At 42.5% G+C, this 20,623-nt stretch carries 20 protein-coding genes; 18 read left to right on the top strand and 2 right to left on the bottom strand.

Going from position 1 to position 20,623, the window contains the following annotated elements; translation table 11 throughout:
• From pknB to spoVM, 4 genes are all read left to right on the top strand, one after another.
• Window positions 1–2,100 (top strand): Stk1 family PASTA domain-containing Ser/Thr kinase, encoded by a 2,100-nt coding sequence (pknB, locus tag ABC361_RS11920; RefSeq protein WP_413074178.1) that lies wholly within the window; start codon window positions 1–3, stop codon window positions 2,098–2,100.
• A gap of 41 nt (window positions 2,101–2,141) precedes the next feature.
• Window positions 2,142–3,026 (top strand): ribosome small subunit-dependent GTPase A, encoded by an 885-nt coding sequence (gene rsgA, locus ABC361_RS11915; RefSeq protein ID WP_413074177.1) that lies wholly within the window; start codon window positions 2,142–2,144, stop codon window positions 3,024–3,026.
• A gap of 2 nt (window positions 3,027–3,028) precedes the next feature.
• Complete coding sequence (gene rpe / locus ABC361_RS11910; protein ID WP_413074176.1) at window positions 3,029–3,679, top strand: ribulose-phosphate 3-epimerase; 651 nt, start codon at window positions 3,029–3,031, stop codon at window positions 3,677–3,679.
• A 200-nt stretch (window positions 3,680–3,879) separates the two neighbouring features.
• Window positions 3,880–3,960, top strand: coding sequence for a stage V sporulation protein SpoVM (spoVM, locus tag ABC361_RS11905; protein ID WP_035395149.1), 81 nt, complete (start codon window positions 3,880–3,882; stop codon window positions 3,958–3,960).
• 39 nt (window positions 3,961–3,999) lie between these two features.
• On the opposite strand, the gene rpmB is transcribed toward spoVM, so the two are convergent.
• Window positions 4,000–4,188, bottom strand: a complete 189-nt coding sequence (rpmB, locus tag ABC361_RS11900) for a 50S ribosomal protein L28 (RefSeq protein ID WP_035441949.1) — start codon at window positions 4,186–4,188, stop codon at window positions 4,000–4,002.
• Between the two features lie 200 nt (window positions 4,189–4,388).
• On the opposite strand from rpmB, the gene ABC361_RS11895 reads away from it, so the two are divergent.
• The 12 genes from ABC361_RS11895 (at window position 4,389) to rnc (ending at window position 15,592) form a co-directional block, all read left to right on the top strand.
• Window positions 4,389–4,751 carry an Asp23/Gls24 family envelope stress response protein gene (locus ABC361_RS11895; protein ID WP_099301109.1) on the top strand — a complete coding sequence of 121 codons (363 nt, stop codon included), beginning with the start codon at window positions 4,389–4,391 and terminating at the stop codon, window positions 4,749–4,751.
• A 55-nt stretch (window positions 4,752–4,806) separates the two neighbouring features.
• Window positions 4,807–6,444, top strand: coding sequence for a DAK2 domain-containing protein (locus ABC361_RS11890; RefSeq protein WP_413075765.1), 1,638 nt, complete (start codon window positions 4,807–4,809; stop codon window positions 6,442–6,444).
• Between the two features lie 19 nt (window positions 6,445–6,463).
• A complete protein-coding gene (locus ABC361_RS11885) occupies window positions 6,464–7,324 on the top strand; it encodes a DegV family protein (RefSeq protein ID WP_413074175.1) in 861 nt (286 codons plus the stop codon).
• Between the two features lie 62 nt (window positions 7,325–7,386).
• The gene (gene sdaAB, locus ABC361_RS11880) at window positions 7,387–8,049 is read left to right on the top strand and encodes an L-serine ammonia-lyase, iron-sulfur-dependent subunit beta (RefSeq protein WP_413074174.1); all 663 of its coding nucleotides are present in this window, start codon (window positions 7,387–7,389) and stop codon (window positions 8,047–8,049) included.
• A gap of 13 nt (window positions 8,050–8,062) precedes the next feature.
• Complete coding sequence (sdaAA, locus tag ABC361_RS11875) at window positions 8,063–8,950, top strand: L-serine ammonia-lyase, iron-sulfur-dependent, subunit alpha (protein WP_413074173.1); 888 nt, start codon at window positions 8,063–8,065, stop codon at window positions 8,948–8,950.
• Window positions 8,950–10,995: an ATP-dependent DNA helicase RecG gene (gene recG, locus ABC361_RS11870; RefSeq protein WP_413074172.1), complete on the top strand. Its 2,046-nt coding sequence runs from the start codon at window positions 8,950–8,952 to the stop codon at window positions 10,993–10,995. Before sdaAA ends, recG begins: the two co-directional genes overlap by 1 nt.
• A 92-nt stretch (window positions 10,996–11,087) precedes the next feature.
• Window positions 11,088–11,660, top strand: coding sequence for a transcription factor FapR (fapR, locus tag ABC361_RS11865; RefSeq protein ID WP_413074171.1), 573 nt, complete (start codon window positions 11,088–11,090; stop codon window positions 11,658–11,660).
• A 2-nt stretch (window positions 11,661–11,662) separates the two neighbouring features.
• Entirely contained in the window at window positions 11,663–12,667 is a 1,005-nt protein-coding gene (plsX, locus tag ABC361_RS11860; protein WP_413074170.1) for a phosphate acyltransferase PlsX, read from the top strand.
• Window positions 12,660–13,601 (top strand): ACP S-malonyltransferase, encoded by a 942-nt coding sequence (fabD, locus tag ABC361_RS11855; protein WP_413074169.1) that lies wholly within the window; start codon window positions 12,660–12,662, stop codon window positions 13,599–13,601. The genes plsX and fabD overlap by 8 nt, the downstream gene beginning before the upstream one ends.
• A 1-nt stretch (window position 13,602) precedes the next feature.
• Entirely contained in the window at window positions 13,603–14,346 is a 744-nt protein-coding gene (gene fabG / locus ABC361_RS11850; RefSeq protein ID WP_413074168.1) for a 3-oxoacyl-[acyl-carrier-protein] reductase, read from the top strand.
• Window positions 14,347–14,417: 71 nt separating this feature from the next.
• On the top strand, window positions 14,418–14,651 hold the full coding sequence (gene acpP, locus ABC361_RS11845; RefSeq protein WP_099301099.1) for an acyl carrier protein: 234 nt from the start codon (window positions 14,418–14,420) through the stop codon (window positions 14,649–14,651).
• 158 nt (window positions 14,652–14,809) lie between these two features.
• Complete coding sequence (gene rnc / locus ABC361_RS11840) at window positions 14,810–15,592, top strand: ribonuclease III (protein ID WP_413074167.1); 783 nt, start codon at window positions 14,810–14,812, stop codon at window positions 15,590–15,592.
• A gap of 43 nt (window positions 15,593–15,635) precedes the next feature.
• Here rnc and ABC361_RS11835 read toward each other — a convergent pair whose 3' ends face one another.
• Window positions 15,636–15,857: a DUF1128 domain-containing protein gene (locus tag ABC361_RS11835; RefSeq protein WP_099301097.1), complete on the bottom strand. Its 222-nt coding sequence runs from the start codon at window positions 15,855–15,857 to the stop codon at window positions 15,636–15,638.
• A 175-nt stretch (window positions 15,858–16,032) separates the two neighbouring features.
• Between ABC361_RS11835 and smc the strand changes: the two genes are divergently transcribed.
• Both smc and ftsY read left to right on the top strand, forming a co-directional pair.
• Window positions 16,033–19,596, top strand: coding sequence for a chromosome segregation protein SMC (gene smc, locus ABC361_RS11830; protein WP_413074166.1), 3,564 nt, complete (start codon window positions 16,033–16,035; stop codon window positions 19,594–19,596).
• A gap of 8 nt (window positions 19,597–19,604) precedes the next feature.
• The gene (gene ftsY / locus ABC361_RS11825) at window positions 19,605–20,591 is read left to right on the top strand and encodes a signal recognition particle-docking protein FtsY (protein ID WP_413074165.1); all 987 of its coding nucleotides are present in this window, start codon (window positions 19,605–19,607) and stop codon (window positions 20,589–20,591) included.
• Window positions 20,592–20,623: the final 32 nt, after the last annotated feature.

Below are 20,623 nucleotides of genomic sequence, written 5' to 3'. Positions count from 1 at the left end.
ATGATTGGAGAACGTATTGGTGACCGCTACGTCGTTTTGGACAGCATCGGCGGCGGTGGTATGGCAAATGTGTATTTAGCATTAGATGTCATTTTAGATCGTCATGTAGCGGTAAAAGTCCTTCAACCTCAGTTTTCAAAAGACGAACAGTTTATTAAACGGTTTAGAAGAGAAGCTCAGGCAGCGACAAGTTTGACCAATCCTCACATTGTCAACATTTTTGATGTTGGTGAAGAGGAAGATCTTTATTATATTGTAATGGAGTATGTGAAAGGTCGCACGCTGAAAGAAGTCATTCAAGAAGATGGCCCATTAGATATTGCAACAGCGCTTGATTATTTTAAGCAAATCTTACATGGTGTCGGCCATGCCCACGCGATGCAAATTGTACACCGGGACATGAAGCCACAAAATATCTTGATTAGTGAGGATGGAGAAGCAAAAGTAACGGACTTTGGCATTGCAAGAGCCATGACATCGACAACCATCACTCATACAAACTCTGTAATGGGCTCTGTTCATTATTTGTCTCCAGAGCAAGCTCGTGGTGGTCATGTGACGTACCGCTCGGATCTATATTCCCTCGGGATTGTTTTGTTTGAAATGCTGACAGGTAAGATTCCGTTTTCAGGTGATACAGCCGTATCGATTGCTATTAAACATTTACAAAACGACATTCCGTCTGCAAGAGAGCTTGTACCGAGCATTCCGCAAAGTGTGGAAGACATCATTAAAAAGGCAACAATGAAAGACCCGAATTTACGGTTTAACTCAGCGGAAGATGTCATCTGGGCTTGTGACGTGGCGTTAGATCCAAATCAAGAGGCACCTATTCTGACAGACGATCGAGATGAAGACCACGACCAAACAAAAGAACTACCGCTTGTCGCTGGATTTGCAACGAACGAAGATGAGGAAAAAACGATTGAAATTCCTGCGCAAGTAGAAGACAAGCCTGAAGAAGCAACAGAGGAAGAAGAACAGAAAAAGAGCACTGCTCCTGTCGGGAAAACGAAAAAGAAAAAGAAGAAAAAATGGTTATGGGCGAGCATCATCGGTCTCCTCGTTTTAATTGGATCTCTTATCCTTGTGTTTACCGTATGGAGTGAAGTATTTTTCGTCGAAGAAACAGATATTCCTGACGTGGTTGGCATGGAAGAGGCAGATGCGATTGCCGAAATTGAAGAGAACCAGCTTGAAGCAAGTACGGAACCAATTTCCAGTGAGGATTATGAGCCAGGGCAGGTGGCAAATCAGTCTCCACGAGCAGGAAGAACGGTAAAAGAAGGTTCGGAAGTGACGCTTTATATTGTTGCGTCCCGTGAAGAAGTGACCCTTGATGATTATTCAGGTTATACCTTTAGTCAAGCAGAGCGTTTGCTCGATCAGCTAGGGTTTAGTGTAGAAGAACAAGCAAGAGAAGATAACAGCGCCCAAGAAGGAACGGTTATTTCCCAAAGCCCTTCATCAGGATCTAGCGTTGTGCCTGCGGATACAACCATTGTGTTAACAGTCGCCGTGCCTGAAACCATACAGCTTGATGATCTTGTTAATCAAACAGAAGAAGATGTACGTGCCTACTTTAACACAGAAGGGTTAAGGGGTACATTTGAACGTGAACACGATGAAGATATTCCAGAAGGGCGTGTAATTCGTCAATCGCCAGAACCACTTACTTCCATGAATCAAGGAGATCGTGTTGAGATTGTGCTCTCCCGCGGGCCAGAACCGAGTGAGCCAGATGAGTCTGCAGACGTACCACAGCAACCTGAAGGTGAAGTCGAAGACCCGGTGGACGCAGATCCAGTGGAAGACCCAGTTGATGAAGAAGAGCCAAGTTCAGTGTATCGTGTTACGCAAACGGTTGTTGTGTCAGAAGAACATCAAGCTCAAGAACGGAGCTTTGATGTCCGTATTGTAGCCACAGATGCGAATTCACAAGGGGATGAGCGTGTCGTTATCGAAGAAACCATTTCCGAACCGACGGAATTTACGATTGATTTGCGCGTCAGCCCAAGTTATCCAGGTTCCTATGAAGTTTATATTGACGGAGAGTTCAACCGCGAATCGGACGTGTACGAATACGAAGATGATGAGTAGAAGCTGTCTCACGTGACAGCTTCTCTTAAAGGAGGAATGGCATGCCAAATGGACTCATTATAAAAGCATTGGCCGGCTATTATTATGTATATGATAAGGGAACAATCACCCAATGTCGCGCAAGAGGTGTCTTTCGTAAGCAAAAGCGCTCGCCTCTTGTTGGGGATCAAGTAGAGTATCAAGCTGAAAACGAGACGGATGGATACGTAATGGACATTATGGAGCGAAGCAACGAACTAGTTCGTCCGCCAATTGCAAACGTTGACCAAGCATTCTTAATTTTTTCGGCGAAAGAGCCTGATTTTTCAACAGCGCTACTTGACCGCTTTCTCGTCCATATCGAGCGACAAGAGATTTTGCCCATTATTATTATTACAAAAATGGACTTAGTCCATCAACAAGATGAAAAAGTCGACATTGAAACGGTTGTATCGCTGTATAAGCAAGTTGGCTACACGGTTTTATATGCGTCTTCTAAAGAAGAATTAGACCCATCCACACTCACACCATATATCGAAGGAAAAGTCACTGTCATTGCTGGTCAGTCTGGTGTAGGGAAATCGTCTTTCTTAAATACGTTAAAGCCTGGGATGAATTTAGAAACAAATGAAATCTCAACCCATTTAGGAAGAGGGAAGCATACAACTCGACACGTTGAGCTAATTGAAATTGAGAAAGGTTTAATTGCCGATACACCAGGGTTTAGCTCGCTAGATTTTGAAGATATGGAGCAAGAGGACCTACGCTTTTATTTTCCGGAGTTTGTCGAACGAATGGATGGATGTAAATTTCGAGGCTGCTTACACGATAAGGAGCCAAAATGCGCGATAAAAGAGGCTGTGGAAGATGGAGACATCCAGCCATCAAGACACGAACACTATCTTCAATTTTTAGAAGAAGTAAAAAGTCAAAAAAGGAGATATTAATGATGATAAAAATTGCCCCGTCCATTTTAGCAAGCGACTTCTCAAGAATGGGGGAGAACGTTAAAGAAATGGAACATGCTGGAGCTGATTGGATTCACCTTGATGTGATGGATGGTCAATTTGTTCCACCAATTACTTTCGGTCATCAAATGGTTGAAGCCATTCGCCCCTTAACGAATTTACCGCTTGATGTCCATCTCATGGTTGAGCAACCAGAAAATCAAATTGATTTTTTTGTGAACGCAGGTGCAGATTGTATCAGTGTTCATGTGGAAGCAACAAAGCATGTACATAAGACCATTCATTCCATTAAAGAAGCTGGCTTAAAAGCAGGCGTTGTCTTAAATCCAGGTACGCCGGCACAAGCGATTATGCCGGTTTTACAAGATGTGGATTTTGTCCTTCAGATGACTGTAAACCCTGGTTTTGGTGGCCAATCGTTTATTCCGACTACGTTAGAAAATATCAGACAAATTCGCGCTGTTATCGATGAACGACAGCTTCCTGTTGATATTCAAGTAGATGGAGGGATTCATGTTGAGACAGCGAGAGCTTGCGTGGAAGCTGGAGCTACCATTCTTGTAGCAGGTTCATCGATCTTTAAAGCAGAGAACTATGAGAAGGCTATTGCTGAAATTCGAGGTGGAAAGTAGGTCTGATTTTCTTTTCTCCTGCATACGCTAGAGTAACGACGGGTGGACACGTTTGCTTGTAGGAATGTTCTATTAAAATGCGTAGAGGTCAAAGAGATTGTAGCCTTTGTTTTGATACGGACTTCCCCTATATGTAATGTGTGCTCGATTGACATTCTTAGAGCTAGGGCCGGTTTGAATGCTCTTTAGGAGGAGGATCTATGAAATTCTATACGATCAAGCTACCGAAGTTTTTAGGGGGATTTGTAAGAGTAATGCTTGGCTCGTTTAAAAAAGACTAACCAAAAAAACGCCTTGCGCATGCAAGGGCGTTTTTTTGATTAAACACGTTCTACTTTTCCGGATTTAAGTGCACGAGCAGAAACGTATACACGTTTAGGTTTTCCATCTACCATGATACGAACTTTCTGTACGTTTGCACCCCAACGGCGCTTTGTTTTATTCATTGCATGAGAGCGCTTGTTTCCAGAACGCGCTTTACGACCAGTAATATAACATTCACGAGCCATGTCAGTGGCACCTCCTTAAAACAGTCTCGTTTTTTATCACGATGACTTAGTCACCCAAGTATCTTAGCATAGCCATTAAAAGAAAGCAATAAGTAAAGACAAGTAAATCTCCTTGACTAAAAAATGACTTTTAAATTAGTGGGTGTTATAGTAAAATATTGATACGTATGCACGTTGTATATTATTGAAGGAGGCAAACCATGACTATTGAATTAAAAACACAATTAGGCACAATTGATGTGTCTCAAGATGTTGTTGCGACCATTGCTGGAGGAGCCGCAATTGATTGCTACGGAATTGTTGGAATGGCCTCACAGAAACAATTTAAAGATGGATTAAGCGACTTATTAGGAAGAGAAAATTTCCGCCGTGGAGTGATTACACGTGAAGAGGAAGAAGAACTTCATATAGATATGTACATCATCGTCAGTTACGGTACGAAAATATCTGAGGTTGCGCATAACGTCCAATCAAAAGTAAAATATCATTTGGAAAAAATGCTTGGTCTTGAAGTGGAATCTGTAAATATTTTTGTACAAGGGGTTCGTGTGACGAATCCATAGGATTAAGGGGGAAGACAAGGTGACAAAGAATTTGAAAGGTCAAGAGCTCGCTCATATGTTTATTGAAGGGGCAAATGAGCTCGGGAAAAAAGCGGACGTTGTAGATTCGCTTAACGTGTTCCCTGTACCTGATGGTGATACCGGTACAAATATGAATTTAACGATTACTTCCGGCGTAAAGGAAGTGCGTCAACAAGCGATTGATGAAGCAAGCAAAGTTGCTGGCTCATTCGCAAAAGGTTTGCTCATGGGCGCGCGAGGGAACTCAGGTGTTATTTTATCTCAACTTTTCCGTGGTTTCTCAAAAGAAGCTGAGGGGAAAGCGGAATTAACTACAGAACAATTTGCGCAAGCGATGGATGCAGGGGTTAAAACGGCGTATAAAGCTGTAATGAAACCTGTAGAAGGAACGATTTTGACCGTTGCAAAAGATATGGCAAAACATGCTGTGAAAATCGCGAAGAAAGAAACCGCTTTTGAAGGATTTTTAACGTCTGTTATTAAAGAAGGGGAACGCTCCCTTGCGAAAACACCTGATCTGCTTCCTGTTTTAAAAGAAGTAGGTGTTGTTGACTCTGGTGGACAAGGCTTATTATATATTTATGCTGGGTTTCTACAAGCGCTTACAGGCGGCGAAACGATTAGTATTTTACAAGAGCCTAAAATGGATGAGATGATTCGTGCTGAGCATCATCATGATGGTCATGGCGACATGGACCCGAGTGACATTGAATTTGGTTATTGTACGGAAGTGATGGTGAAATTTGACGCTGAGCAACTTTCCCAAAATCCTTACGATGAAGAAGAATTCCGCTTGAAACTAAGTGAATACGGAGATTCTTTATTGGTCGTTTCTGATGATGATTTGTTAAAAATTCATATTCATGCAGAGTATCCTGGACAAGTGGTAACAGAAGCTCAAGCATTTGGCTCACTCGTGCAGGTGAAAGTAGAGAATATGCGTGAACAACAATCGAATTTGTCAGATTCTCACGCGATCAAAAAAACAGAAAAGGCATCCAAGCCGAAAGAAAAAGCTGAATTTGCCATGGTTGCCGTGTCAGTCGGTGCAGGCATTGAAAAGATCTTTAAAGGGTTAGGTGTAAATGAAGTAGTTGCTGGCGGACAAACGATGAACCCAAGTACAGAGGATATTGTTCAAGCCATTAAGCATGTACATGCAAAAAATGTCATTATACTGCCAAACAATAGCAACATCGTTATGTCTGCGGAGCAAGCCGCGGAAGTAGCTGATGTGAATTGTGTCGTCGTACCAACCAAAACTGTGCCTCAAGGTTTAGCGGCTTTACTTGCCTTCAATCCTGGACGTTCTGCAGAAGAAAACGCCTCGGCGATGGAAGAAGCAATGAAAGATGTAAAAACTGGTGAAGTAACCTATGCAGTTCGCGATACGGAAATGGACGGTCAATCCATAAAAACAGGCGATTACATGGGAATTTACAACAAGAAAATCGTTGCATGTGGTCAAGATGTATTTGAAACGGCTCAAGGGTTATTGAACGATATGCTAGAGGATGATTCAGAAGTTGTGACAATCATCACTGGAGAAGATGCAAAGGATGATGTCACGAAACAACTAGAGGATTTTCTAGAAAATCATAAAGCTGATGTAGAAATTGATGTAGTGGAAGGCGGACAGCCTCTTTATTCCTATATCTTTTCTGTTGAATAACGAAATGGGAGGGAATGCAATGGCGAAAGTGAAAGTTGTAACCGACTCAACAGCGGATATCCCACATGAACTCGTTGAACAATTGGGGATATCTGTCATTCCATTAAACGTTCATTTTGGTGATGAGCAATTTGAAGACGGTGTAACCTTACATCCTAATGAATTCTACAAACGCTTAAAAGAAACAGACGTGATGCCAAAAACATCGCAGCCTTCTCCGCAACAATTTGAAGACTTATATCGGTCGATTGCGACCGATGAGACAACGGAGATTTTGTCTATTCATTTGTCTTCAAAGATGAGCGGAACGATGCAAGCAGCCCTTATTGCAAAAGATGCTTTGGCGGATGAATTAGCCATCCACGTATATGATTCAAAGCGTGCTTCGTACGCGATTGGAATCGTTGTGGTTGAAGTAGCGCGACTAGCTGCACAAGGAGCAGACCTAAAGACTTGTCAAGCTCGTCTCGATCAACTTCTTAATGATGCAACCGTTTATTTTATGGTTGATACGCTTGAATTCCTTCAAAAAAATGGACGGATTGGCAAAGCTTCTGCTTTACTCGGTTCTCTTTTAAAAATGAAGCCGATTCTTTCATTGAATTCTGAAGGGGAAGTGTATCCGCATGAAAAAGTTCGTGGACAGAAAAAAGCAGTGTCGCGATTAATGACACTTTTACACGATCAATTTGGTGATAATCTCGTCCAAGTTGGCATTTCTCATGCCGTTAATGAAGAACTTGCTCAAGCGTTAGCTGAAGATATAAAACAAGAATTTAACGTTGATTCAGTGGTGATAACTGAAATTGGTGCTGTCATTGGAGCCCACGTTGGACCTGGAACGGTTTCCTTATCAATGACAAATGTAGATCCAAATTAACGAGAAGGTTGCCAACTGTCTTTGATGGCAACCTTTTCGTTCGATTGCGGGAGGGATTGAAAATGAAATATAGAACGGTTTTTGATATTATTGGACCGGTGATGATTGGACCGTCAAGTTCACATACAGCCGGAGCCGCTCGAATTGGAAAAGTAGCGCGAACGTTATTTGGGAAGCAGCCTGATCATGCTGATTTGCATTTTTATGGATCGTTTGCGAAAACGTATAAAGGCCACGGCACGGATGTAGCGGTTATTGGAGGTTTACTTGATTATGAAACCGACGATGAGCGAATTCGAGAAGCGTATAAAGAAGCAGAACGGGCAAATTTAACCGTTTCCATTTTTGAAGAAGGCCAGATTGATCACCATCCAAATACGGTCCGAATTAAACTCTATAAAGAAGATGAAACGTTTGAGCTTGTTGGTGTATCAATTGGTGGAGGGAAGATTGAGATCATTGAATTAAATGGCTTTGTTCTTCGCTTATCTGGTAATCACCCTGCTATTCTTGTGGTTCATCAAGACCGTTACGGGGTGATTGCAGCTGTCAGTAATTTGCTCGCAAAACATCAGTTAAATATCGGCCATATGGAAGTGTCGCGGAAAGAAAAAGGTGAACAAGCGTTAATGGTTATTGAAGTCGATCAAAATGTGGATGCTTCCATTCTTGAGCCATTAGAAAACTTACCAAATATTACACATGTAACGAAAATACACGATTAAGGAGGGAATGGATATGTTTCGTAACGTATCAGAATTGCTTGCTCTAACAGAAGAGAAGCAGTGTTCCATTTCCGAAGTGATGATTCAGCAAGAAATTGATGTTACAGGAAAATCCAGAGAAGACATTTTATCTAAAATGCGGGTGAACCTTGAAACGATGGAAGCAGCCGCTAAACGAGGAATCGAAGAAGACGTTGTATCTGTATCTGGTTTAACCGGTGGTGACGGCAAGAAACTTGCAGAATATATTCGTAAAGGGCAGTTTATTGGGGGAGAGACGACCCTTCTTGCTGTTGCCAACGCAATGGCAACCAATGAAGTAAATGCAGCAATGGGAACCATTTGTGCAACACCTACCGCAGGGTCAGCTGGCGTCGTACCTGGTGTCCTATTTGGAGTTGAAGGAAAGCTAAACCCGACTGAAGAACAGAAGCTAGCGTTTCTTTTCACCAGTGGAGCGTTTGGCTTTGTTGTCGCAAACAATGCGTCGATCTCTGGTGCTGCTGGTGGATGTCAAGCAGAAGTAGGATCGGCGACTGGAATGGCAGCTGCTGCTTTAGTAGAATTAGCTGGTGGTACGCCCAAACAATCTGCTCATGCGATGGCAATTGCCTTAAAAAATATGCTTGGACTTGTGTGCGACCCTGTTGCTGGCCTTGTTGAAGTTCCTTGCGTGAAACGAAATGCAGCTGGTGCGTCTCTTGCAATTACTGCTGCTGATATGGCGTTAGCAGGGATTGAAAGTCGAATCCCATGTGATGAAGTGATTGAAGCGATGTATCGAATCGGCCAAACAATGCCAGAATCACTAAGAGAAACAGGTGAAGGTGGACTTGCGGCAACACCGACAGGACGCCGTTTGGAGGCAGCTGTATTCGGAAAGACAGCTGAAAGAAACTAGTGGATTTAACAAAGCTAGGTGTAGATACTGTGAAAGGAATTGGGGAAGAAAGCGCAAAAGCTTTGGAAGGTCTTGGAATATACTCGGTCCAAGACCTTTTGGAATTTTTTCCATTTCGTTATGAAGATTACTCGCTGAAATCACCAACAGATGTAGCCCATGAAGAGCGCGTCACGATGGTCGGTACTGTTCAAAATGAACCGTCTGTGCGCTATTTTGGGAAGAAAAAAAACCGTTTATCGTTTCGAATGGTCGTTGATGGCGTGCTTGTACAAGTTATTTTCTTTAATCGTGCTTTTTTAAAATCAAAGATATCCGTGCAGGCACCAGTCACTGTAACCGGGAAATGGGACGCGCATCGATTAACGATCACAGGAAACGAGCTAAAATTCGGTGAGGTAGAGCGAGAAGGAAATGTTGAACCTGTTTATCACGCAACGAGCACCATTTCAAGTAAACAATTGCAGCGCTGGATAAAAGTAGCTTTAGATGCTTATGCGGATCATTTAGTAGAACCACTCCCTCTATCGATACGGGAACGCTACAAATTGATGAATAAAAGTGAAACGATCCGTCATCTTCATCATCCGCTTCATCCAGAAAAGGTAAAACAAGCAAGACGGCGATATGTCTATGAAGAACTCTTATATTTTCAACTCCGCATGCGCATATTTAAGCAGATGAATCGAGAGCTACAAACAGGAAATCGATTGGATGTTCACCATGAATACATTACCCCATTTCTGGAAAGGTTGCCATTTTCATTAACCGGTGCGCAAGATCAAGCAGTGAAGGACATTTTAACAGACATTGCATCCCCTTATCGGATGAATCGTTTATTGCAAGGGGATGTAGGTTCAGGTAAAACTGCTGTTGCGGCCGCCTGTATGTATGCAGTTGTAAAAGCTGGATCGCAAAGTGCGCTCATGGCACCGACAGAGATTTTAGCAGAGCAACATGCTAAGTCTCTTGCAGATTGGTTTGAACCACTAGGCATAACTGTTGCCCTTTTAGCGGGTTCGGTGAAAGGCAAGAAGCGCACGCATTTACTTGAACATATTGCCTCGGGCGATGTCGATATTGTCGTCGGAACCCACGCACTTATTCAAGACGATGTTTATTTTAACTCGCTCGGTCTTGTGATTACGGATGAACAGCACCGTTTTGGTGTTGAACAGAGAAGGGTGTTGCGTCAAAAAGGAGAAAGCCCCGATGTTTTGTTTATGACAGCAACCCCAATTCCTAGAACGCTTGCGATTTCTGTCTTCGGCGATATGGATGTATCTGTGCTTAATGAACTTCCAGCTGGACGAAAGCCAATTGAAACATATTGGGTGAACCACGATTTGTTTGAACGTGTGTTAACGTTTATTGAAAAAGAAATAAAGGCTGGGCACCAAGCGTACGTGATCAGTCCGCTCATAGAGGAATCAGAAAAACTTGATGTGCAAAATGCGATTGATCTACATACGATGTTGGCGCAGCACTATAACGGGGCTGTTAACGTTGGCTTGATGCACGGACGTTTGTCGGCAGCGGAAAAAGACGAGGTTATGAATGCTTTTGCAAAAAATGAAACACAGTTACTCGTGTCTACAACCGTTGTTGAAGTAGGTGTAAATGTGCCAAATGCGACCGTCATGGTCATTTATGACGCAGATCGATTTGGGCTTGCGCAACTACATCAGTTAAGGGGTCGAGTTGGTCGTGGAGAAGCACAATCAACATGCATATTAGTAGCGAAACCGAAATCTGAAGTAGGAAAAGAGCGGATGCGCATCATGACTGAAACGACAGATGGATTTGAGCTATCTGAAAGGGATTTAGAGCTTCGTGGCCCAGGAGACTTTTTCGGCTCGAAACAGAGCGGATTGCCAGATTTCAAACTAGCAGACGTGGTTCATGATTATCGAACCCTTGAAACAGCTCGGCAAGATGCGGACGTCATTATTCGTTCAAATGTGTTAGAGCAAGATCCTGAATATATCCATTTAGCTACGTATTTAAATGGGGTAGGCGCTTACACTGGAGAAAAAATTGATTAGGACTTGAATGAAATCGAAAAGAACTTTATACTAGTCTTAGTACCTAGTCATAATATAAATGATAGATAGACAGATGGATGGAGTAACGAACGATGCGAATAAAGAAAAAGGAACGGCAAGTACAACTTACCAATTTGCTAAATGAAAATCCATTTATGACAGATGAAGCCTTATCTGAGCATTTTTCCGTTAGTATTCAAACCATACGTTTAGATCGAATGGAAAAAAACATTCCGGAATTACGAGAGCGCATTAAAGATGTTGCCTATCAGCATCGGGATACGGTCATCTCGTTATCCCCAGATGAAATCATTGGCGAAATTATTGATCTTGTTTTAGAGAAACAAGCGATATCCATTTTTGAAGTGAATGAAGAGCACGTATTTGCCCGTAATGGAATTGCTCGTGGTCATCACTTATTTGCGCAAGCCAATTCTTTAGCAGTTGCGTTAATGAATAATGAACTCGTATTAACAGCTAAAGCAGATATTCACTTTAGACGCCCTGTTCGGCTAGGGGAGCGAGTGATTGCAAAAGCGGAAGTGAAGGAAACCCAAGGTGAACGAACGAAAGTCACCGTTACGAGTAAAGTGAATCAAGAAATCGTATTTGATGGTGAATTTTTTATGTTTAAGCAAGTAGAATCGGAAGAAAAGGGCGATTGATCATGAGAATAGCAATTGATGCAATGGGTGGCGATCATGCGCCGAAAGCACAAGTAGATGCCGCTATTCGAGCGGTAAAAGAATTCAGCGACCTTGAGGTAACATTAATTGGAGATGAGGAAAAAATAAAGCCTCTCTTATCAGAAGAGAACAAACAAATTACGATTATGCATACACTAGAGTCGATCTTAGATACAGATAAACCAACAACGGCTGTTCGTCGAAAGAAAGATGCTTCAATGGTATTAGCCGTTAATGAAGTGAAGCAAAACCGTGCAAGTGCTGCCATTTCTTCTGGGAATACAGGAGCCTTGATGACGGCGGGGTTACTTTATGTTGGACGGCAAAACGGCATTGATCGTCCAGCGTTATCCCCGATGCTGCCGACTAAAGACGGCAACGGCTTTTTGCTTTTAGATGTTGGCGCAAATATGGAAGCAAAACCTGAACACCTTCTTCAATATGCGGTTATTGGAGATGCCTATATGAAAAAAATTCATCAGGTGGAGCAGCCGCGCATTGGTCTTTTAAATGTCGGTACAGAAGCAGGGAAAGGAACGGAACTAACAAAAGGAGCATATACGTTGCTTGACGAAAGTTCACTTCATTTTGTAGGAAACGTTGAAGCCAGAGATTTACTGGACGGTGTATGCGATGTTGTTGTTTGCGATGGTTTTTCAGGTAATCTAGTCTTAAAAACCATTGAAGGAACAGCGAAAATGCTGTTTTCAATGTTGAAATCAGAATTAACGAGTTCATTTTCAGCGAAGCTTGCAGCTGGCGTGTTAAAACCGAAATTAACAGGATTAAAAAACAAAATGGATTACTCCGAATACGGTGGTGCAGGTTTGTTTGGCTTAAAAGCACCAGTAATCAAAGCACATGGTTCGTCGGATGCAAATGCGTTCTTCCATGCGATACGCCAAGCAAAGCTTATGGTTGACCAAGACGTTGTTTCCGTCGTTGAAGCAAATATTTCAGCAAATAGGAGGTCAGAACATGAGTAAGGTTGCGTTTTTATTCCCTGGTCAAGGTTCGCAAAAAGTCGGCATGGGAACGGAATTCTTTTCATCCAACGAACGGGCTAACGCGATTGTGGAACAAGCAGACAAGGCGCTAGGCTTTTCGTTGCGGGAGTTAATGAAAGAAGGCCCTGAAGATACTTTAAAACAAACCGCTTATGCGCAACCTGCCCTTGTTACGATGAGCACGGCAGTTCTGCAATTATTTCATGATCAAGGCATCCAACCAGACTATGTGGCAGGACACAGTTTAGGCGAATATGCAGCTCTTGTTGCGAGTGAAGCGCTAACGTTTGAAGAAGCCGTGATGCTTGTTCATGAACGAGGAACCTTAATGGAGCAAGCTGTGCCAAATGGTCAAGGTGCTATGGTGGCGGTGCTAGGACTTGATCAAGAGACGTTGCAGTCTATTTGTACGGAAGTGACAAATGGCGGGGAAGTCGTTGATCTTGCAAATTTAAACTGCCCGGGTCAAATTGTATTGTCTGGAACAGCAGAAGGAATTCAACAAGCAAGCGCGCTTGCTAAAGAAAAAGGAGCAAGGCGAGCGCTTCCTCTTGCTGTAAGTGGTCCATTTCACTCTTCATTAATGAAGCCTGCAGCAGAGCAATTTGAAGCGAATTTACATCGTGCAACGATTACGATGCCGATGGTGCCTGTTGTCGCGAATGTGACCGCTGATGTCGTTCATGCGCCAGAAGTCATTCGAGCGCTTCTTGCTGAACAATTGTATTCACCAGTCCGCTTTGAAGAAAGCATTCAACGTATGATCGATTTGGGTGTTCAAACGTTTATTGAAATCGGACCAGGCAATGTTTTAACTGGATTAGTGAAAAAAATAAATCGTGATGTACAAGCGTATGCGGTACATGACGAAGCATCGTTTAATAAAGTAGTCGACGTGCTGAAAGGGGAATAACATGTTCACTGGACAAACAGCGATTGTAACAGGTGCTTCTAGAGGGATTGGAAAAGCGATCGCACTAGAGTTAGCGAAAAATGGCGCCAATATTGTTGTGAATTTTGCAGGAAATGAAGCGAAAGCTGAAGAAGTTGTAAGTGAAATTAACGCGTTAGGTCGAGAAGCAATGGCCATTCGAGCGAATGTAGCGGTGGAAGATGAGGTAAAAGGTATGATTAAAGAGACCGTTACTCGTTTTGGCTCTGTTGACATTCTCGTTAACAACGCTGGAATTACCCGTGACAACTTAGTGATGCGTATGAAAGAATCGGATTGGGATGAAGTATTAGCGATCAATCTTAAAGGCGTGTTCCATTGTGCAAAAGGCGTTAGCCGGCAAATGATGAAACAACGTTCTGGGCGGATTATTAATGTCGCATCTGTTGTAGGTGTCCTAGGAAATCCAGGACAAGCCAATTATGTCGCTGCTAAAGCAGGTGTTATTGGGCTGACAAAAACATTGGCAAAGGAATTTGCTTCTAGGAATATTCTCGTAAATGCGGTAGCGCCAGGGTTCATTACAACGGATATGACAAATGAACTAGAAGGCGAGACGAAAGATACGCTCTTAGGGCAAATACCACTTGCTAAACTTGGTCAGCCAGAAGATGTCGCTCGAGTTGTTCGCTTTTTAGCAAGTGAAGATGCTGCCTATATGACTGGACAGACGTTACACGTCGATGGCGGGATGGCAATGCCATAAAATGTGTTGACATGCAATCGATGTGTCAGTACAATTTCATTTGCTGACACTTTTGAGAGGAGGTGACTTGTGTGGCTGATGTAATGGAGCGCGTAACGAAAATCGTCGTTGACCGTTTAGGTGTAGAAGAATCAGAAGTAACGCTTGAAGCGTCATTTAAAGATGACTTAAAAGCTGACTCACTTGATGTGGTGGAGCTTGTGATGGAACTCGAAGATGAGTTTGACATGGAAATTGCTGATGAAGATGCAGAGAAAATTGCAACGGTTAAAGATGTTGTCGACTACATAAATAACAACGTATAACCGATTGAAGAGAGCCCTTTCAGCGACCCTGTCAGGGCTCTTTAACACATCTTTACACAGATAGAGCAGAAAGAATCTGTTAAAATGATGACAGGAGAAAGAAATAACAAGAGTTTGTGCTCTTACATTTTTTAAGCTCCAGCATCTGGAGGTAGCATATGGTACAACCATCAAAATATCAACGAAAATCAAAACCACATGATCGAAAACGAACGCAACGTCGCTTAGAGCTCACGGAGCAGCAAAAGCGTCAGTTTGATGATTTACTCGTACGAACGTCACTAACATTTGAAAATCGCAAACTGTTGATTCAAGCATTTACACATTCATCCTATGTGAATGAACAGCGTATTTTTTCTTCTTCGGATAATGAACGCTTGGAATTCCTTGGTGATGCGGTGTTAGAACTTGCTGTTTCACAGTATTTGTTTAAAACATATAAAGCAATGAGTGAAGGCGACATGACGAAGCTAAGGGCGTCTATTGTATGTGAACCATCACTTGCTACATTTGCCGAAGAATTAAATTTTGGCGAACTCGTTTTACTTGGAAAAGGGGAAGAAGTAACTGGTGGGCGAACGCGGCCAGCTTTATTAGCGGATGTGTTTGAAGCTTTCATTGGTGCGCTATACCTTGACCAAGGCTTAGATGCTGTTTTCTTATTCTTATCACGGTTTATGTACCCGAAGATTAAAGAAGGGGCATTCACCCATAAAATGGATTTTAAAAGTCAGCTGCAAGAATTTGTCCAGCGTGATAATCGTGGTCAAATTAAGTACCAAATCGTGCAAGAACGAGGTCCTGCACACGACCGTGAATTTGTCTCAAATGTGCGGTTAAATGAAGAGACAATTGGGACCGGTACAGGACGTTCAAAGAAAGAAGCAGAGCAATTGGCTGCGAAACAAGCACTTGATGCGCTGAATTGGAAAAAAAGCTAGAGAAAAGAAGCATTTAGGCTCCTTTTTTCTAGCTTTCTTTTTATTACGTCTCACGAAGTTGTCCAAGCTCTTGAACAATTTCATCCATTTCACTAATAGAAAAAGACGGCTGTCTCATCACATGTGTATGTAAAGCAATTAAATCATCATGTTTAGTAGGCGAAACACTGTTGGCTTTAATTACGCTCGCATTTACAACATTTAACTTCTTTTTAATCTCTTCAACTAATGTTTCTACTTCATTTGAAGATAAAGATTGACCCATCGAAATCCCTCCTTTACATGAATAAACTTACGATAACATGTTTTCGAATGAAACAAAACTCTGAAGAGATTTTCCTCATGTCACAAGGTTTTTTAATGTGATAGAATAGGATGGTTCATAGAATAAATGATAAAGATGTGCAGATTAGTATTGAGTATGAAAGCAGGGAAGAAATATGTTCCTTAAACGGATAGAAGTTAAAGGGTTTAAATCCTTTGGCGAACCTATACATGTCGATTTTGTCCAAGGTGTAACAGCTGTTGTCGGACCAAACGGTAGCGGGAAAAGTAATATTGCAGACGGCATTCGATGGGTATTAGGTGAACAAAGTGCACGTTCACTTCGAGGCGCGAAAATGGAAGATGTCATTTTTGCTGGGAGTGATACGAGAAAAGCGGTAAACGTCGCAGAAGTGTCGCTCATATTGGATAATGAAGATGAGCACTTAGCAATTGATTATAGTGAAGTTCGCGTAACGCGGCGCCTGTATCGTTCTGGAGAGAGCGAGTATTTGTTAAACGGAACAACGTGTCGATTAAAGGATATAACGGATTTATTTTTAGACTCTGGCCTTGGGCGCGAAGCCTATTCCATTATTGGTCAGGGGAAAATTGAAGAAATTTTAAGTAGCAAAGCGGAGCAACGACGATTAATTTTTGAAGAAGCCGCGGGTGTATTAAAATATAAAACTAGAAAGTTGACTGCTGAAAAACGATTAAATCAAACAGAAGAAAATTTGCATCGTGTCAATGACATTTTAAATGAGCTTGAAGACCAAGTTGAGCCATTACGCGAACAAGCAGCTGTTGCAAAAGAATACAATCGCTTAAAAGAAGAACTAGAACAGCTAGACATTCAAGTGATAACAGAAGAAATTTCTCATTTACATACAGAGTGGGAAAGCCAATCGCAGGAATTAGTAAACTTAAAAACGGTCATTGAAAAACAACGAACTCAACTAGCCTCTAATGAAGAAGAATTAGAGACCATTCGCCAACAGCAGCGCTCTAGTCGTGAAAAAAATTCAGACGTTCAGCAGCGCTACATGAAAATTAGTGAAGAGCTTGAAAAAAATGAAGGCCGAAAAGGCATTTTAGAAGAAAAACAGCGAAGCAAACAAAAAGATGAAGAACAAAGTAAGCAAGCATTAGCGCAAAAACAAGCAGAGAAAGATCGATTGGCGCTCAAGAAAGAAGAATTTGAAAGAGAAAATGAGACGCTAACGCAAAAGAGTCGCGCGATAAATGAAGCCTATCAAAAGCTCGAAAAAACCCTTTCGCAATCAAAAGAAACGATTGCAGCCCATATTGAAGATGCAAAAGGAGACTATATTGAGTGGTTAAATGAGCAAGCGTCTCTTCGGAATGAGCGTCGTTACTTAAATGAACAAGTCGAGCAAAAGCAACGCTATTCAGAGAAAAATCAGTCTGAACTATCGTCTCTAGACGAAACGCTACTTGAAGGGGAACGGGAATTAAAAAGACAAAAAGCGGAACTGGATGCGATTCATTCAAAAGTAGAGAAGCAAAAAGAGGAATTGCATGCGCTTCGTGAATCGGAAGAATCGGAAAAAGAAGCGCTGTTCAAAAAAGAAACGAAGCTGTATGAAGCCTATAAAATCATGCAGAAAGTGGATGGTCGCAGAGAAGCTTTGCAAGAAATGGAAGAGGATTTCTCTGGCTTTTTTCAAGGCGTAAAAGAAGTATTGAAACAGCGGAATCGTCTAACAGGCGTCATCGGGGCTGTTGCTGAATTAATTCATGTACCGCAAAAAGTGGAAAAAGCGATTGACATTGCCCTTGGTGGACAAGCACAGCACGTGATTGTGAACGACGACGCTGCCGCACGGGCTGCGATTGGGTATTTACGCGATCAGCGAGCTGGACGGGCGACATTTTTACCTGTTAAAACGATTAAACCACGAATGATTCCTGAAGCGGTTGTAAGTGCCTTAAGCCGTGAGCAAGGATTTGTGAGCATCGCTTCTGATTCTGTAAGTGTCAATGAAAGCTACCAACATGTCATTCAATCTTTGCTAGGGACGACAATTATTGTAGAAGAACTAAAAGCAGCCAATCGAATTGCTAAGCAATTTAACCACCGTTATCGAATCGTAACGCTTGAAGGAGATGTCGTTAATCCTGGCGGTTCTATGACGGGAGGAAGCGTTAAACAAAATCAATCATCGCTGTTAAGCCGAAAGCGTGAAAAAGAAGAATTAGATGAGAAAAAAGTACAGCTAGACCAAGCAATTGCTTCTTTAGAACAACAAGTTGCTAACTTCAAATCTGCTCGAGATGAAAAACAGGGTCACATTCAAGTGTTACAAGAGAAAGAATCGGCGTTGGTTCGTGACTATGAACAAATCAAGCAAGCTTATCAAAGCAAAGAGCTTGAGGTTACCCAATTAAAACGCGAACATGAGCGGCTAGAACGGTTAAAAGCGTCGGATGAACAGGAAGGCGATGTAACGAAGAAACGCTTATCTGACATTGAGCAAGCTGAGCAACATGCTGTGCAAGAGGCGGCTCAATTAGAGAAAAAAATTGAAGAGCTTCAGCTCCAGCTCGATCATGAGCAAGTAGCGAAAGAACAAGCGCAGGCGGAATTAACGGAGCTGAAAGTGCAGCGAGCAGAAATTCGTCAGCAGCTCACGTATAACCAAAGTCAACTTGAAGAAACGACGAGACAATACGAGCAAAATGTTCAAGCACTTGAATTGGAAATGGAAAACTATCAATTGCTCCATTCAAGTTCTGGTGAACAGACGCTAACAAAAGAGTCGCTAACAAAATTAATTACAGACGGCATGGATGAAAAAGCGGCACTCGCAAAACAGTTAGACATGTTGAATGATGAAGAAACGCAGTACCATGAAAAATATGAACGCCTTGGCAAAGAAAATAAGCACAATCAAGAGGAACTTGAGACAATTTTGACGAAGAGTCAAACGTTAGAAGTGCGAGTGAATCGCCTTGATGTTGATTTGGACTATCGCTTAAATCGATTAAGAGAGGAGTACGAACTGTCTTACGAAGGAGCAAAACAACGATACCCAATGTCAGACACACTTGAAGAGGCGAAAAAGAAACTGACGCTCACAAGGCGTTCAATTGAAGAGCTAGGTGTCATTAATCTCGGCGCGATAGACGAATTCGAACGGATTAATGGACGCTACCAATTTTTAACGGCACAGCGAACAGACTTGCTTGATGCTAGGCAGTCGCTTGATCAAGCGATTGAGGAAATGGATGAAGAGATGAGCAAACGTTTTATGACGACCTTTGCACGTATTCGCACCCATTTTCAAGAAGTGTTTGTGAAACTCTTTGGCGGCGGTGATGCTGATTTAATCTTAACGGATGAAAACGCGCCACTGACCACAGGCATTGATATTGTGGCTCGACCTCCTGGGAAGAAAAAGCAGCAGCTTGGCTTGCTTTCTGGCGGAGAGCGGGCGCTAACGGCCATTGCGCTCTTGTTTGCGATTCTCCAAGTGCGTCCAGTACCGTTCTGTGTACTTGATGAAGTGGAGGCGGCGTTAGATGAAGCAAACGTGAGTCGCTTTGCCCAGTATTTACGCGATTTTTCCACACGCACCCAGTTTATTGTCGTAACGCACCGAAAAGGGACGATGGAAGGTGCTGACGTCCTGTACGGGGTCACAATGGAAGAGTCAGGCGTATCGAGAGTCGTTTCTGTTCGGTTAGAAGAATCAAGACAAATGATTGAAAGTTAGGTGAGCCAATGAGCTTTTTTAAAAAATTGAAAGATAAAATGACACAGCAAACAACCGATGTGTCAGAGAAATTTAAGAGTGGCTTAGAGAAAACGAGAACAAGCTTCTCAGGAAAGATGAACGAACTAGTTGCTCGCTACAGGAAAGTCGATGAGGACTTTTTTGAAGAGCTAGAAGAATTGTTAATTAGTGCCGACGTCGGTGTGACGAATGTAATGGAACTTGTAGATGAGTTAAAAGATGAAGTTCGTCTACGCAATATTAAAGACACGGTCGAAATCCAGCCAGTTATTTCAGAAAAGCTTGCTGGTCTGCTTGAAAAAGATGGAGACGATGCAGGGTTAAAGCTGAAAGAAGACGAACTCTCTGTTATTCTCGTTGTTGGTGTGAATGGGGTTGGGAAGACAACGTCCATCGGTAAACTGGCGCACCATTTGAAAAGTCAAGGGAAATCCGTTGTGCTAGCAGCAGGGGATACGTTTCGGGCTGGCGCGATTGAACAACTAGACGTATGGGGAGAACGAGTCGGTGTGCCTGTCATTAAACAACAGGCAGGTTCTGATCCAGCAGCGGTCATGTATGATGCAGTGGCAGCGGCAAAATCAAGGCAAGCCGATGTTCTTATTTGTGATACAGCTGGGCGTCTGCAAAACAAAGTCAATTTAATGAATGAGCTTGCAAAAGTAAAGCGCGTCATTGAGCGAGAGGTGCCAGGCGCGCCTCATGAAGTCTTGCTCGTGCTTGATGCGACCACAGGTCAAAATGCCCTGGCACAAGCAAAAGCATTTGGACAATCAACGGATGTAACTGGCTTAGTCCTTACGAAACTCGATGGAACAGCAAAAGGGGGAATTGTTATTGCAGTCCGTCAAGAGCTTGACATTCCTGTTAAATTTATTGGACTAGGCGAGCAGAAAGATGATTTGCAGCCATTTGATGCAGAGCAGTTTGTTTATGGCCTTTTCAAAGACATGATTGAGTCTAACGAAGCGTAGCTAAAAGTGTTGTTAAGATAAAAACTTGACAG

It is taken from the genome of Shouchella phoenicis (genome assembly GCF_047238345.1).
Taxonomy (GTDB): Bacteria; Bacillota; Bacilli; order Bacillales; family Bacillaceae_D; genus Shouchella.
Note: the sequence above shows the minus strand (reverse complement) of the source record. Positions and strands in the feature narration are given on the sequence as shown.

Bases quoted from the DNA above. Each gene is read 5' to 3' on its own strand.
- pknB (WP_413074178.1), top strand. From the start codon at position 1: ATGATTGGAGAACGTATTGGTGACCGCTACGTCGTTTTGGACAGCATC.
- rsgA (WP_413074177.1), top strand. From the start codon at position 2,142: ATGCCAAATGGACTCATTATAAAAGCATTGGCCGGCTATTATTATGTA.
- rpe (WP_413074176.1), top strand. From the start codon at position 3,029: ATGATAAAAATTGCCCCGTCCATTTTAGCAAGCGACTTCTCAAGAATG.
- spoVM (WP_035395149.1), top strand. From the start codon at position 3,880: ATGAAATTCTATACGATCAAGCTACCGAAGTTTTTAGGGGGATTTGTA.
- rpmB (WP_035441949.1), bottom strand. From the start codon at position 4,188: ATGGCTCGTGAATGTTATATTACTGGTCGTAAAGCGCGTTCTGGAAAC.
- ABC361_RS11895 (WP_099301109.1), top strand. From the start codon at position 4,389: ATGACTATTGAATTAAAAACACAATTAGGCACAATTGATGTGTCTCAA.
- ABC361_RS11890 (WP_413075765.1), top strand. From the start codon at position 4,807: ATGTTTATTGAAGGGGCAAATGAGCTCGGGAAAAAAGCGGACGTTGTA.
- ABC361_RS11885 (WP_413074175.1), top strand. From the start codon at position 6,464: ATGGCGAAAGTGAAAGTTGTAACCGACTCAACAGCGGATATCCCACAT.
- sdaAB (WP_413074174.1), top strand. From the start codon at position 7,387: ATGAAATATAGAACGGTTTTTGATATTATTGGACCGGTGATGATTGGA.
- sdaAA (WP_413074173.1), top strand. From the start codon at position 8,063: ATGTTTCGTAACGTATCAGAATTGCTTGCTCTAACAGAAGAGAAGCAG.
- fapR (WP_413074171.1), top strand. From the start codon at position 11,088: ATGCGAATAAAGAAAAAGGAACGGCAAGTACAACTTACCAATTTGCTA.
- plsX (WP_413074170.1), top strand. From the start codon at position 11,663: ATGAGAATAGCAATTGATGCAATGGGTGGCGATCATGCGCCGAAAGCA.
- fabD (WP_413074169.1), top strand. From the start codon at position 12,660: ATGAGTAAGGTTGCGTTTTTATTCCCTGGTCAAGGTTCGCAAAAAGTC.
- fabG (WP_413074168.1), top strand. From the start codon at position 13,603: ATGTTCACTGGACAAACAGCGATTGTAACAGGTGCTTCTAGAGGGATT.
- rnc (WP_413074167.1), top strand. From the start codon at position 14,810: ATGGTACAACCATCAAAATATCAACGAAAATCAAAACCACATGATCGA.
- ABC361_RS11835 (WP_099301097.1), bottom strand. From the start codon at position 15,857: ATGGGTCAATCTTTATCTTCAAATGAAGTAGAAACATTAGTTGAAGAG.
- smc (WP_413074166.1), top strand. From the start codon at position 16,033: ATGTTCCTTAAACGGATAGAAGTTAAAGGGTTTAAATCCTTTGGCGAA.
- ftsY (WP_413074165.1), top strand. From the start codon at position 19,605: ATGAGCTTTTTTAAAAAATTGAAAGATAAAATGACACAGCAAACAACC.